Source organism: Vibrio sp. 10N.222.51.C5 (assembly GCF_041474575.1).
In the GTDB taxonomy this organism is placed as follows: domain Bacteria; phylum Pseudomonadota; class Gammaproteobacteria; order Enterobacterales; family Vibrionaceae; genus Vibrio; species Vibrio crassostreae_C.
The window spans coordinates 33,914-48,421 of record NZ_JBFRUJ010000032.1 but is presented as its reverse complement, the minus strand read 5'-3'; the positions used below and the strand labels follow the sequence as shown (position 1 = coordinate 48,421).

Here is a 14,508-nt window from a genome sequence, read left to right as displayed (position 1 = left end):
GTAAAAAAATAGTAGGACTTTAAATGAATACTGTGGAAATTCTCGAAGCACAGAAGCAGCTTGCACCCATAAGTCGACAAGCGGCTACTGAGGGCATTGTGCTACTAAAAAATAGTGATTCAATATTGCCATTGCAGGCTAGTGATACGGTGTCTCTTTTTGGTCGCTGTCAGATTGATACCTACCGAAGTGGCACTGGATCTGGTGGAGCTGTGAATGTCCCTTATTCCGTTAATGCATTACAGGGCTTGTATGAGAATCCAAACATCAATCTTAATCTCAGTTTGGTGGAGGTATACAAACGTTGGGTCAAGGACAACCCGTTCAATGACGGAGGAGGTGGTTGGGCAGCAGAACCTTGGTTTCAAGATGAAATGCCTCTTTCAAATTCAGTTGTGATGGATGCCGTTGCCAAATCTAACAAAGCCGTTATTTTTATCGGTCGAACGGCGGGTGAAGATCAAGATAATGCACAGCAGCAAGGCAGTTACAATTTAACCGCGCTAGAAATACAAATGTTGGAGAAAGTGACAGAATATTTTGATGATGTCATTGTGATACTGAACGTGACCAACATAATCGATATGTCATGGACAAGTTCACTTAAAGGTTCTGCTGCGATTAAGGCTGTTCTGTATAGTTGGGCCGCAGGTATGGAAGGTGGGCATGCTTTAGCTGATGTTTTATCAGGTGATGTTAGCCCGAGTGGACGTTTGACCGACACTATTGCGCACTCTTTATCTGATTATCCTTCCAGCGCTAGCTTCGGAAATAAAGAGCGTAATCTGTACCAAGAAGATATCTATGTCGGGTATCGGTATTTTGAAACTTTCAATCCTAAAGCTGTTCAATTTGAGTTTGGTTTTGGGCTGTCCTACACCCGCTTTTCCAATAAATTAAATGCATTGACGACTCTTGGTTCCGGCTCTGAACAAGAGTTGGTCTTCGATATTGAAGTTAAAAACATAGGCGAGAAATACAGTGGTAAGGATGTGGTTCAACTGTATGTTGAATCGCCTCAAGGTCACCTTGGTAAGCCTTCACGAGCACTGATCGGTTTTGTGAAAACACCGACCTTGGACCCGCAAGATACGGTGTGTTTGACTATTTCATGTCCTCTATCTTCCTTCGCATCATTTGATGACTCCGGTAAAACGGGACACCCAAATAGTTACGTACTTGAAGCTGGAGAATATCACTTTTATCTAGGAGGAAGTGTTCGCCAGGCAAAGCTTGTTAGTGAGAGCGTTAAAATAGAAGAGCTGTTAGTTGTTGAGCAATTAACGGAAGCACTTGCTCCTGTCACCGGATTTAGTAGGTTGATCCCAAAAGGCAACGAGGAAAATGGTGTTTACAGTTGCGATTACGAATCTGTGCCGCTGCGAACTATTGATTTGAGTAAACGTATTCTGAGTGAGCTTCCAAGCTCTATTCCTCTTGGTGAAGATACGGGCATTCGTTTACTGGATGTTAAGCAGGGGCGAGCGAACATTGACGAATTTATCTCGCAAATGACCGTAAAGCAGTTAGCGACAATTGTTCGTGGGGAAGGTATGTGCAGCCCTAAGGTGACGCCAGGTACTGCTGCTGCTTTTGGGGGTGTTTCGCCGAGCTTATTTGATTTAGGTATCCCTGTCGTTGCAGCTGCTGATGGTCCGTCTGGTATCCGAATGGACAGCGGACATAAAGCATCTCAAGTCCCAATTGGTACATTATTAGGCTGTACATGGAACCCAGAACTGAATGAGAAACTATTTCATTTAGTGGGGAAAGAGATGCAAGCCAATCATATTGATACGTTGCTTGGTCCTGGGATTAACATCCACCGCCACCCTTTGAATGGTCGAAATTTTGAGTATTTCTCAGAAGATCCATTTCTCTCAGGGGTAATAGCTGCATCTCAAACTCTTGGTCTTAAAGCTGCAGGAGTATCTGGCACAATCAAGCATTTGGTGGCGAATGATCAAGAAACGTCACGGTTTGATGTTGATAGTGTTATATCTCAAAGAGCACTTCGTGAGATTCATCTGAAGCCTTTTGAAATAGCGGTAAAACAAGGAGGAGCTTCGAGTGTTATGACCTCCTACAACCCTATTAATGGTCACTGGGCTGCATCCAATTACGACCTCAATACTACGATTCTTCGTGGGGAGTGGGGTTATAAAGGGATAGTGATGACGGATTGGTGGGCAAAAATGAATGACCCAATCAAAGGTGGCTCTGAAAGTCGAAGTTACACATCCTTTATGCTTCGCTCTCAAAATGATCTTTATATGGTTGTTGAGCATGATGGTGCGGAAAATAACGTGTCGAATGACGATACGTTACAGGCGCTTGAAAACGGAACGTTGAGCTTAGGGGAGTTGCAACGAAGCGCGATGAATATTTGTCGTTTTATTATGGACTCTCCAGCAATGGGTCGCCCATTAGTCGCTTTTGATCCAGTTAAGAGCTTTGAGGCGACCCAAAATCTTAATAAACAACAGAGTAAAACTGATGGAGACTTTTGCTCTCTGACGGCAGAGCAACATGCAATAGTATTACCACTTAATATCAGAGAAAACCGTAGCATTGTTTTGGAAGTTAAACAGGCTGGTGTGTATCGATGTGCAGGTATTGTTAACTACGATAGTGGCACTTTGGCTCAATCTGCGTGTAGTTTAAGTCTCAATAACGTGTACGCGATGTCTCTATCAGTGAATGGTACTAATGGCGAGACAGTTTCAGTTGAGGGGCTCTCCGTTAAGCTTGATAAAGGCTTTTATTCTTTGGATATTGAATTCATCAAATTAGGCTTAGAATTGGAGCAATTAGTATTTTCGTTTATGCCTGAATAGGGCTAAGGGATAACAGTCGTTTATTTAACTCTCGTTGCTCAAAAAAGAGGTAAAGTGAGAGAAAATAAACGACTACTTTGAGGTTGAGTTATTGTGCTTTTTGATATTGCTTCATCGCGTCAACAAAGGAGTTTCGCATCCCTTCGATTCCTAATCGCTCAGATTCTTCAACGTAAGTCAGTGCTGCACTAAAATCTCCAGATGAAACCGAGTTTTCTATAAGAGTTTGATAAACCTCTTTCTTATTCAGTGTATTTTCCGTTAATAAATCTGATTGGGCTACGGTTGATTCTGGAATAATTTGTTGAACTCGCTTTTGACGGTTTTGTTCTTCAACAACGGTGGTTACCGCTGTGAATTTAAAATCAAAGGAGACTTTCCCGATTGCAGAATGAGGGATGGCGTAGTCCGTGTTATGAGCGATGTTTGCCTGGATATCACCAGAACGTATCGCCATATCACTTGGTTTTTCGACAGGAGTTGTTTCCGCGAGTGCTTCGCTGGTTGTGAATACGACCAAGTAAGCAGGAGCCTCGCCGTTTAAGTAACGTTCTTGCAGTTCGATTTGCGCGCCATATTGTGCACCATCAAGCAGGCTAAGTGGTTGGTACTTAATACTTTCATTGCCAATGACATCTAGCGGCTGGTAATTTTTGTCTAAGACTAAAAGTGACGGAACGAATGCTGAATAACTAGCATTTGAAGTCACTGAAAAACGAATAGCATCTAGTGTTGCAGGAAGCTTTAGCCCTCCAGCAAAGGATCGGCCCGATTTGAACTCGATCTTAGGGCTTGCTGTGGTGATCGAAACAGATGTTTCTTCTGGGTTCGTAACGCTTTGATATTGAATTGTACTCAGGTTTTCACAGCAGTTTTCGTTGTTCTGTAGTGACTCTAGCCCCGGAGAAGTTTTGTGGTAGCTAACCGGTGACTCTGTCACTGTTGAACAGGCGCTTAGTGCGAATACCGCTGGTAGAATTGCTAAATATTTCATAATTTCTCACAGTTAAAAAAGCATATCTGATTCAGAGTGCCTGATTGATAATAGAGACACACTACAAGAAAGCGCTTTCTTTTTGAGTGACGAACACCAAATTTAAAGAAATACTCGCTAATAATTAGTACGAATTAGGTAACAGGCTGCCGTTGGGCTGTTACCTAGATTGAAAGTTAACGAGATACCGAACTTAACAACTGAGTAAAGCGTTGCCATGATTTTTGGTCAGCTTCATGTTGATAGTTATTCGATCCGAATACTGTGAAGGCGTGTGGCGCACCACTATAAGTGATCATCTCATGCGGAACTTTGGTTGATTCAAGTTGAGCGGCGAGGCTTCCAAAGTCGTGCATTGAAATCATGGCATCAGCCGTGCCGTGGAACACGACTACGGGAGCTTTAGTCTGCGAGTAGTCTTGACCTTTTGGTGTTGATAAACCGCCATGGAAGGTGACATAAGCCTTCGAAGGAATGCCCGCACGAGCGGCTTCCAATACAGTGGCTCCGCCGAAACAGTATCCCATCATTACGTTGTTATCTAAGTTGCCGCCAAGTCTTTTCGCTTCCATGGCACCAGCGTTGAGCAACGTACGCATTTTTTCTCTGTCTTTATACAGCTCGCCTGTATGTTGCTTTTTATCTTTCACTTCCGTAGGGCGAATGCCTTTACCAAATAGGTCGATGGCGAACACGTTGTAACCGAGTTCGTTGAGCATCTCAGAACGTTTCTTTTCGTAATCGGTTAAGCCATCCCAATCGTGTATTAGCAGTACCAAAGGCGCTTGGTCACTGGCTTCACTCCAATAACCTTCGTAATCCATCCCATCGACTTGGTAAGTGACGTTTTCTCCTGATATCGCAGAGAAGGGCAGTAAAACTGAAAACAGGCCGAGCGTAGTGAGTTTTCGCATGCGTAATTCCTTTCGATGACAATTGACGTTCCAATCGAAAGTATAGATAACGCGATGATTCTCGCCAGATTTCTGTCTCTAACTTGAAATGTCTGGCAGGGATAGCAGGTGGCTATTACTGATAAACAGCCATCGAAAGGGAGTGCGATGGCTGTTCATGATGCGCTGAGAAATTCTCAGTTCGCAGAAACGCGGGGCATTAGAGTAGAAAAGAACGGATTACTACCAAGTAGCGTTATCAGCGGTGTGACTACTTCGAAGTTCTGGGTACTTACGTTGATAGCGCGGCAACATCGACTCATTACCTAAGATACCACCTTGATGGATATAGATGACAGTTTTGGTTGGGTTATCTTCTTGCCATTGTTCTAAGCATTGCCACATTAATGGGTCGTAGAGCAGGTCGAATTCAATATCAGTTTGTTCTTGTAGAGCCAACCAAGTTTGATAGTCCTGCTGGTACAACTTACCAAAGTGGTGTTTGGCTTTAAGCGGTAATATCTGCGGGTGATCGGTTTCGCCAAGCTCGTTGAACTGTTGCGTTAGGTAATCACTGCCGCCAACACATGCACAGGTTAATACCGGGATGTTGTGTAGTTTTAAATGCTTATGTAGATACAGAGCCGTGGCGCCTGTGCCTGCTGGCAGTGCCACAACAAAATCGTATTGGTTTTCAAAGCGAGTCCAGCTCAGTATTTCCATCGCCAGTTGTTTTACGCCATATTCAGAAAGCTGAGAGCGTCCACCTTCTGGTAACACAATGCATTGTGAGTCAGGCTGTCTGACTTGCTCAATATACGTCTGTGGATGAAGTTCAGAGCCTGTTTCTTTGACTGAAATAACCTCAGCCCCAAGGTCGATAGCGCCACGGTAGTTGCCGAGTGGGCGTTCTTGTAGCCATTGAGGCAGGTGGTCGACGTAGAACTCAAGCGTCCAACCTTTGATTTTTGCAAGTGCGGCGAGCGAGAACAATGAGTTGGCTTGAGCGGAACCATAGCTTATTAGGGTGGTAGTGCTTGGGTGCTCGTCTTCCAGTAGCTTCATGAACTTTCTGGCTTTGTTGCCGCAAAAGTGGGAATGAAGCTGATCGTCACGCTTTAAGAAAAAGGTGTGGTCGTTGTATTGATGTTGAGTTACAGGGCTATTATTTAGTTTCATCGCACTTAGACAAAATGCTGACTCAAGAGCCAGCATTTTTAAATCAAATAGGACGGACGAGTATCTAGTAGCCAGAGGCGGCTGTAAACCAACTAAATCAAGTTTTCGTTCGATATTGACGCGGATGAATCGGCTTGAAAGGTGATCTTGGCTGTGCATCCACCACAGCTGCGATTAAACAATTCAAAGTCCCAATGAAAACGCTGACACAAGTCATCGACAATCAACAAACCTAGCCCGTGTCCATTCGGGTTGTATTGCTCCTGAAGGCCTTCGCCTTGGTCTTCAATAATAAGACTGTCTTGAGAAAGGGTAATAGTTACTGTACCGCTATTAGTGGCTGCAATCGCGTTTCTTAACAAGTTACCGACCAACATATTCATTATCGCGCTGGTGGCCTGAATTGTGGGTTCTGATTGAACTTGTAAGGTTATCGCGACTTCCTTCTCGTCAGCCTGCAACGAATTTTTAGAAACGATAGTCTCTAGCTCTTGCTGGCTGAATAAACGTAGCGGTGCATCGTCACTGTTTCTTTCATAGCGAACGAGGCCAAGCAGTGCATCGACCATTTCAGACATTTGAACAATGGCTTCATCAATACGTTCAACCTGACGAGATTGAAATTCGGTTGTTTCGCTTCTCAGTAACAGTTTGTTGGCACCACGAGCAACAGTCAACGGAGTTCTTAGTTCATGACTTGAGTAGCGTGCGAAAGCTTGCTCGCGTTTTACTAGAGAATTGATTTCTCTTCTGTATTGATTGAGTTGATCCGTCAACTGACGAAACTCCACCGCCGCATCGTCATTCACTCCAAATTCTTCGTTTAGATTGAGCTTATTGGATTCAAGCTGTTCAGACAGGGAGTTGAAGGGCTCAATCAGCCGTTTAGACAACCGATAGAGCAGAGCTCCGAAGCTGAATATTAGAATAGAGAGAAGGGCTAATACAAATGTGGTGGCATAAACGAGCTCAAAGACACTAAGCTCGACACGGTCTATTTCAGAAAGCAGAACAATAGGGTGAGTTCTACCTTCATGAGTATACTCGCCTACATAGACCATGCGAGATTCTGGATCTTCACCGACCTCACCAATGAAATTTTCTTTGCCTTCAATATACTTTAAATACTTTTTCGGTAGATAGGAAAGATCGTTGTAAGCGATAGTCAGGTCATCAATACGAAGCTCTCCACTTTCACCTGACTGGAATAACCCGACTGCATAGTTGCGGTCAATTAGGATGCGTCTTTCACCCACGCGGTCTTCCGACAAGTACAGGGCTGTGATAAATACCACATAGACAAATGCCGACACAATTACGGCCATTAACCCAAAGAAAACCGCTAAGCGGCCCGTTAGGGTTTTTGTGCTTGTAAGAACATTTGAAATCAATTCGATGGCTCCAATCGGAAGCCAACTTTAGGCACCGTAATTAACATCTGAGTGTCGAAAGGCTTGTCGAGTTGATTACGTAACTGATAAATGTGACTGCGCAACACATCATTGTTGGGCTCGTTTTCTTCCCATAACTTGTAGGAAATAGCTTCACGAGTGACTACTTCAGGTGCGCTTTGGCACAGCATCTCAAGTATGGTGTAAGTGGTTGGGTTGAGCGCTAGTAGTTTATCTTGGCGGTAAGCTTTACGGGTTTTTTGGTCGATGGTGAGTTCATCGAACTGAAGTTTTGAAGAGGCGACTTTTCCGCGGTAACGACGGACTAACGCGTTCATTCTTGCTTCTAGAATATCCAAATCAAATGGCTTGGTGAGGTAATCATCGGCACCATGCTCAAACCCTTTTAACATATCATCGCGGCTATCTAACGCAGTCAGCATCAAAATAGGTGTCGCGTTACCTTGGTCTCGCAGTTTATTACAAACCGTTAGGCCGTCCATTCTCGGTAACATTAGATCCAATATGATGATATCAAATGAGTTTTCCAACGCGAGTTGTAGGCCAAGTTCACCGTTGTCTGCGTAATCGAGTTCCATGCCAATACACTCAAAATAATCAAACAAGACACCTGCAATTTCACGGTTATCTTCGACTAATAGAACTCGTTTCATTTTGATTCTCATACAGAAATAGACAGTAACATTATCCTGAGTGAGCGTGAAAAATATGTCAATAACATAACTTTCACTTATGGGAGGGTAGATTGGCTTCAGATTAAAAAATAGAAGAACGTATTATGTCTGAACTTCATATTAGCCGCCCTAAAGTCTCCACATCACGGATCAATCCCGCCGTTTCACTATCGATCATTGTGCCGTTTTACGATGAACAAGAGGTGTTAGAAGAGTTTCATTCTCGCTTAACCAAGGTACTGGATAGCTTACCGATCACGAGTGAGATTGTTTATGTCGACGATGGCAGCAAAGACAACAGCTTGGACTTGGTGAGTTCATTCACTTCAATCAATAGCTCAATTTCTGTGATTGGTTTAAGCCGTAACTTTGGTAAAGAGTCAGCCATGAGTGCTGGTCTTGAGCATTGCCGAGGACAAGCGGTGATCTTGTTAGACGCAGACCTGCAAGATCCGCCGGAGCTGATCCCACAAATGGTTGCCAAGTGGCGCGAAGGCTATGACGTTGTGAATATGCAGCGTAGCCAACGTGATGGTGAAACGTGGTTTAAGAAGTTTTCAGCAGCAAGCTTTTACAAAGTCATGAACGTGGCAGCGAAGATCGATGTTCCAGAAAATGTCGGTGATTTCCGACTGTTAAGCCGAGAGGTTGTCGACCATATCAACCAACTGCCTGAACGTAACCGTTACATGAAAGGTATTTTCTCATGGCCGGGTTTTAGGCAAGCAACGATTCAGTTTAAGCGCGATGCTCGCTTCTGTGGCGAGACGAAATGGAACTACCTGAAACTCATCGGATTGGCGATGGATGGCATCACATCATTTTCTATCCGCCCACTGCGTATTGCGACGGCCGTTGGTGGATTAGTGGCGCTTACCGCTTTTGTGTATGGCGTCTTCATCGTGTTCAAAACCATGATGTTTGGTGAGCCTATTACTGGCTACCCATCCATGATGGTGGTTCAACTTGCCCTTGGCGGCATTCAACTTCTGAGTATTGGTTTAATGGGGGAATACATAGGTCGTATTTTCATTGAAACCAAGAACCGCCCTTTGTATCTGATTCAATCGGTGGTCGATACCCCAGCATTAAAAACACATTTTAAATTAGAGGAGTCAGCATGAGCCTGAACCGAACGCACCTATGGTATTTGTTGGCTTTTGCATTGGTTCTAAGGCTCTTATCTCTGGCGACATACCCTTTAATGGATACTACGGAAGCGCGCTATGGAGAAATGGCTCGCTTGATGGTAGAAACCGGCAATTGGTTAACCCCTCAATTTGATTACGGCATCCCTTTCTGGGGTAAACCACCGTTGTTCACATGGATGAGTGCGGCTGGGATTGAGCTGTTTGGTTTGAGTGAGTTTGCTGTGCGTGCACCACACTGGCTAGCAGGTTTTGCGACGATTCTGTTGGTTGCATACATGGCTAAGCGTACCGGACAAAGTGCCTTGGTGGCGGCTGTGGTATTGGCGACATGTGGGATTTTCTCTATTGCGGCGGGTGCTGTGATGACCGACATGGCGTTAACGTTAGCGATGACCATTGCCATGTTAGGTTTTTACCTATGTTGGTTAGGAGGAGAGAGTTGTAAGGGAGAGGGCAATGCTGAGACTAATCGGTCTTGGGGTTATGTTGGTTTCATTGGTTTAGCACTAGGCTTGCTTGCAAAAGGGCCGGTAGCGATTGTGATCATGGGTATCGCTGTTTTCCCTTGGTTAGTATTGCAACATGGCTTCTTTGGCGCTTTCAAAGTGTTATGGCAACGCTTTCCACTGTTGTCTGGCTTAGGTGTGATGCTGGCGATTGCCTTGCCTTGGTACATCATGGCTGAAATGGCAACACCGGGTTTTATTGATTACTTTATTGTTGGCGAGCACTTTAAGCGTTTTGTTGTGAGTGGCTGGGAGGGCGATTTATACGGTTCTGCCCATGACCAAGCAAGAGGCATGATCTGGTTGTTTTGGCTTCAAGCGGCTGCACCGTGGTCGATTGTGTTGCCTATTTTGACTTTCGCCCGTCGTAAGAAAATCGCAGAAGTTAACGCTGAACATAGTGGATTGTTTTCATTCCTCGTGTGTTGGTTGGTCTCTCCTCTGATTCTTTTTACCATGGCGGGTAATATTCTTCCTGCCTATGTGTTGCCAGGCATTCCTGCCCTTGGCTTGTTGGTGGCAATGCTTGTAGTAGAAAAAGATAAGAAGTGGTTCTCGAGTGTGGCTTTAGTGCTACCTGTGTTGCTAATGATTGCAATGGTCTACCTCAACTTAGGCAAAGCGAATGAGAAAAGTGACCGTATTATCTTCGAACAGATTACGGATGAAGCGCCGAGCTTTTATGTCGGTAAACGACCGTTCTCCGGGCAGTTTTACAGTCATGGACAAGCGAAAAAGTTACTCGATGTTGAACAGTTAGATGGTATCGACAAGTTCTATCTGATTGGTAAAAGAGCGGAAGTAGAAACCAAGATTAAAGACAACGCGTTAACCTGTATTTTAGAACCGACGGTGAAGATCAAGCGCGCTCTATTTAGTTGTCATAGCCAAAATATCAAACCAAATCTATCGTTGAGCCATATTCGAAGTGATGGCGATGTTCAATTTTAACTCGTCATCGAGACTGTTTAGCCACAAGTTCGACGCGCTAAACAAAAAACTACAACCTCACCATAAGATGATTAAATTCGCTATGGTGGGGGCGGGTGGCTTTGTTGTCGATTGTGCCGTGTTTGCATTGCTGCATTACGTTATTGGACTGCCTTTGATGAGTGCTCGAATTGGTTCTTTCATCGTAGCTGCAACGACAACTTGGTTTGGAAATCGAGTGTTGACCTTTGAGCTCAAAGGGCAGGGGAGTTGGTCCGAAAAGCTGATTCAGTGGCAAAAGTTCATGCTGTCAGCATCGATATCGGCGATACCTAATTTGCTGTGCTTTAAGTTGATGACGGAGTTACTCCCTGCATTTACTGGGGCAGTGTTTATCGCAATGGCGGTTGGCATCTTGGTGGGCATGGTCAGTAACTATTTGCTTAGTCAGTATTGGGTGTTCACACGTTAAGCTCCCTAGTAGCAGACACAAAAAAGCGCAGCTAAATAGCTGCGCTTTGTGTTTTTACGATAGCGAAGTAAACTGGTTCGCGATATTAGCGTTGTGCTGCGCGCTGGCGGTTCTTGCCGTTACTTGCAGGTTTGCCACCTTGACCATTGCCCGCTTTGTTACGGTTTGGTTTGCCATTTCCGCCGCCATTACCTTGTGATTGCTGACCACCAGGACCTTTCTTAATGAAGCCAGTCGCTGGTTTACGAGCATTGCCATTACCGCCACCTTGGTTAGCATTACCTTGGCTACCGTTGCCGTTACCATTCGGCTTCTTGCCACCCGGTTTCTTACCAGAGTGGTTACGTGGGCTTTCGCCACCAAGACCTGGCTGAGATTTACTGTGCTTAGTCGCAAAGCGTTGTGAACCGTGACGACCAGACTTACGACGTTGTGCCGGTGTTTGTGCATCAAAGTCTTCTGCTGGTACTAGGCAGTTTGCTTTGTCACCAATTAGGTGCTGTTTACCCATGCTGATCAGTGCTTCACGGATGATTTTCCAGTTTTCAGGATCGTGGTAACGAAGCAGTGCTTTATGCAGACGACGTTGACGATCACCTTTCGGCACAGGAACATCTTCACGCTTCTTATATTTCACGCGTTTCAGAGGGTTAGTCTCTGAGTAGTACATCGACGTTGCATTACACATTGGCGATGGGTAGAAGTTCTGTACTTGGTCACACTCGTAGTTGTGCTTTTTCAGCCACATTGCAAGGTTAAGCATGTCTTCATCTTCTGTGCCCGGGTGAGCAGAGATAAAGTAAGGAATTAAGTACTGTTTCTTACCGGCTTCAGCGCTGTACTTCTCGAACATCTCTTTGAAACGATCGTAAGTGCCCATGCCCGGCTTCATCATCAGATCCAGTGGGCCTTTTTCAGTATGCTCTGGAGCAATCTTCAAGTAACCACCAACGTGGTGAGTCACAAGCTCACGAACGTATTCTGGAGATTCAATCGCTAAGTCGTAACGTACACCAGAAGCGATCATGATCTTCTTAACACCCGGTACTTTTCTCGCAGAGCGGTACAGGTCGATAGTGTGTTGATGGTCTGTGTTTAGCTTTTCACAGATTTTCGGGAACACACATGATGGACGACGACAGTTAATTTCAGCTTTTGGATCTGAACAACCTAAACGGTACATGTTCGCCGTTGGGCCGCCCAAGTCAGAAATAGTACCTGTGAAGCCCGGTACTTTATCTTTAATGTCTTCGATCTCATCCAAGATAGATTCTTTCGAACGGTTCTGAATGATGCGACCTTCGTGCTCTGTGATTGAACAGAAAGAACAACCACCAAAACAACCACGCATGATGTTAACCGAGGTTTTGATCATGTCGTATGCTGGGATTTTCGCTTTGCCGTACATCGGGTGCGGAACACGCTTGTACGCAAGGCCAAACACGTAGTCCATCTCTTCTGTGGTCAATGGAATAGGCGCTTGGTTAATCCAAAGCTCGCGATCACCGTGACGTTGAATCAGAGCACGACCTGAGTACGGGTTTGTCTCAAGGTGCAGAATACGACTAGCGTGAGCGTAAAGAATACGGTCATTGTTTAGCTTTTCGTAACCTGGGATACGAACCGCTGTAGTTTTTGCATCGTGACGAGAAGGGCGAATAGTAATAGGTTGCGCTTTTACTTCTTCTTTTTCGTCTTTCTTGGTATCACACTGAGTTTCAACTTCGTACGGGTTAACCGGAACATACGCTTTGTTCGGCTTTTCGATACGAGAAGAGTCAATGATCTTGAAGCCTTCAGGGGCCGCAGGAAGATTGATAGCAGTACCGCGGATATTGGTCAGCGTAGACATGTCTTCACCATCGGCAATGCGGTGTGCTACTTCAACCAGTGCACGCTCAGCGTTACCAAAAAGAAGAATGTCAGCTTTTGCATCAAACAATACAGAGCGGCGAACTTTATCTGACCAGTAGTCGTAGTGAGCTACACGACGTAAGCTCGCTTCAATACCACCAAGCACGATTGGCGTGCCTTTGTAAGCTTCACGACAACGTTGAGAATAAACCAGAGTTGCACGATCAGGACGCTTGCCACCTTCATTGTTCGGAGTATAAGCATCATCGTGACGTAATTTGCGATCAGAGGTGTAGCGGTTGATCATGGAGTCCATGTTACCCGCTGTGATGCCGAAGAATAGGTTAGGTTTACCTAGCTTCATGAAGGCATCTTTATTGTCCCACTTTGGTTGAGCAATAATGCCCACGCGGAAACCTTGAGCTTCAAGCAGACGGCCGATGATAGCCATACCAAAGCTCGGGTGATCGACATAAGCGTCACCAGTTACAATAATAATGTCACAGCTATCCCATCCAAGAGCATCCATCTCCTTTCTACTGGTAGGCAAAAAGGGTGCAGTTCCGTAGCACTCGGCCCAGTATTTTTTGTGTTCGTGAATAGGAGTGATATCGCTGTACATATTTCAACCTCTGATTTTTGAGGCGGGAATTATAGCGGCATGAGCCTAGACTAGCCAGTAGAACATGCCCCTGTTAGTTCTGGTGTCTTTCGTCTTTTTACGGTAAATGGCGATAAAAGAGCCATACAACAGCATAGTTGAAGCCTTGAATAACGTCGCTAATTTGTGATTTTGATTAGTGTTCGCAGCAGTTTTTGATATTATTCGCGAAAATAAGTCTGAAGAAGTAGATCCACAATGGTCGAAACGTTATTAGTACAATTTGCTCCGATGCTTTTAGGAGCCCAACTGATCTTAACCCTCATCTTGGTGAAAGGGGATATTTGTCCGGGGCAGCGTGGTCGGATCCACAAGATGTTACCTGCGATTGGCGTGCTGTGGCTTGCCGTCGCTTCAGTAAAAATTGAAGCCTTTCTGGTCGTGTTTGCGATCTTTTATTTCTATTCTCAAGTTCAAACCAAGAAGACACGTGATTCCGGCCCTATTTGGGTGATGTACTTAGCTTGTGGTTTGGCATTGTCTTACGTTGCTATCCAAGCGACGGAACAAGCAACTACCGTTGGTATCATCACTACTGTATTGCTAGTGGCACTGTTAGGCTCAGCGTTTGGCCATTTACTGCTGACGATTGCAAGAACACGCTTACAGGCATTTCACCGTGTTCTGCCTGTTGTTGGTGTTTTGACGGGCATGTTGGTGGTTTTGGCAACAGTCGTGAGTGTCTATTCTTTGTCTGAAGCTCAACTAGAACCAGTGATTTCAACGCTACTGTTCAGCTTTGCTTTGCTAATCTCAGCTATCGTGGTGTGGTGTTGGCATCTACTGTTCGTTAAAACCCCGGAAAAACTTCAACTGACGGTTTCGTTACTGATGTTATTGGCTGCGGCTGTGGGTTTAACGCCAGTGTGGGCACTTTAATCGCGCACTTTCATTAATTACGTGCGCTCATTAATCACGCATTCTCTTTAAGAAGTGTGATCAGTT

At 44.9% G+C, this 14,508-nt stretch carries 11 protein-coding genes; 5 read left to right on the top strand and 6 right to left on the bottom strand.

Annotated features, from left to right (window positions below; all coding sequences use genetic code 11):
• The first annotated feature begins 23 nt into the window (after nt 1-23).
• Entirely contained in the window at nt 24-2,837 is a 2,814-nt protein-coding gene (locus AB4558_RS10910) for a glycoside hydrolase family 3 C-terminal domain-containing protein (protein ID WP_017071400.1), read from the top strand.
• Between the two features lie 88 nt (nt 2,838-2,925).
• Here the strand turns inward: AB4558_RS10910 and AB4558_RS10905 are convergent, their stop codons facing one another.
• From AB4558_RS10905 to AB4558_RS10885, 5 genes are all read right to left on the bottom strand, one after another.
• A complete protein-coding gene (locus AB4558_RS10905) occupies nt 2,926-3,831 on the bottom strand; it encodes a MalM family protein (RefSeq protein ID WP_061038885.1) in 906 nt (301 codons plus the stop codon).
• A 176-nt stretch (nt 3,832-4,007) separates the two neighbouring features.
• Nucleotides 4,008-4,745: a dienelactone hydrolase family protein gene (locus tag AB4558_RS10900; protein WP_372073315.1), complete on the bottom strand. Its 738-nt coding sequence runs from the start codon at nt 4,743-4,745 to the stop codon at nt 4,008-4,010.
• A gap of 222 nt (nt 4,746-4,967) precedes the next feature.
• Nucleotides 4,968-5,903 carry a pyridoxal-phosphate dependent enzyme gene (locus AB4558_RS10895; RefSeq protein WP_136982024.1) on the bottom strand — a complete coding sequence of 312 codons (936 nt, stop codon included), beginning with the start codon at nt 5,901-5,903 and terminating at the stop codon, nt 4,968-4,970.
• A gap of 92 nt (nt 5,904-5,995) precedes the next feature.
• Complete coding sequence (locus tag AB4558_RS10890) at nt 5,996-7,294, bottom strand: HAMP domain-containing sensor histidine kinase (protein WP_017063525.1); 1,299 nt, start codon at nt 7,292-7,294, stop codon at nt 5,996-5,998.
• Nucleotides 7,291-7,968, bottom strand: a complete 678-nt coding sequence (locus AB4558_RS10885; RefSeq protein ID WP_372110741.1) for a response regulator transcription factor — start codon at nt 7,966-7,968, stop codon at nt 7,291-7,293. The genes AB4558_RS10890 and AB4558_RS10885 overlap by 4 nt, the downstream gene beginning before the upstream one ends.
• Before the next feature lie 125 nt (nt 7,969-8,093).
• Here AB4558_RS10885 and AB4558_RS10880 point away from each other — a divergent pair, with 125 nt between their 5' ends.
• From AB4558_RS10880 to AB4558_RS10870, 3 genes are read left to right on the top strand one after another with little or no spacing between them, the layout of a single operon-like run.
• A complete protein-coding gene (locus tag AB4558_RS10880; RefSeq protein WP_102398635.1) occupies nt 8,094-9,113 on the top strand; it encodes a glycosyltransferase family 2 protein in 1,020 nt (339 codons plus the stop codon).
• The gene (locus tag AB4558_RS10875; RefSeq protein WP_372100500.1) at nt 9,110-10,597 is read left to right on the top strand and encodes an ArnT family glycosyltransferase; all 1,488 of its coding nucleotides are present in this window, start codon (nt 9,110-9,112) and stop codon (nt 10,595-10,597) included. The genes AB4558_RS10880 and AB4558_RS10875 overlap by 4 nt, the downstream gene beginning before the upstream one ends.
• Entirely contained in the window at nt 10,584-11,048 is a 465-nt protein-coding gene (locus AB4558_RS10870) for a GtrA family protein (RefSeq protein ID WP_017070766.1), read from the top strand. Before AB4558_RS10875 ends, AB4558_RS10870 begins: the two co-directional genes overlap by 14 nt.
• 85 nt (nt 11,049-11,133) lie before the next feature.
• Here AB4558_RS10870 and AB4558_RS10865 read toward each other — a convergent pair whose 3' ends face one another.
• Complete coding sequence (locus AB4558_RS10865) at nt 11,134-13,431, bottom strand: YgiQ family radical SAM protein (protein WP_017067347.1); 2,298 nt, start codon at nt 13,429-13,431, stop codon at nt 11,134-11,136.
• 330 nt (nt 13,432-13,761) lie between these two features.
• On the opposite strand from AB4558_RS10865, the gene AB4558_RS10860 reads away from it, so the two are divergent.
• Nucleotides 13,762-14,442, top strand: coding sequence for a hypothetical protein (locus tag AB4558_RS10860; RefSeq protein WP_017062029.1), 681 nt, complete (start codon nt 13,762-13,764; stop codon nt 14,440-14,442).
• Nucleotides 14,443-14,508: the final 66 nt, after the last annotated feature.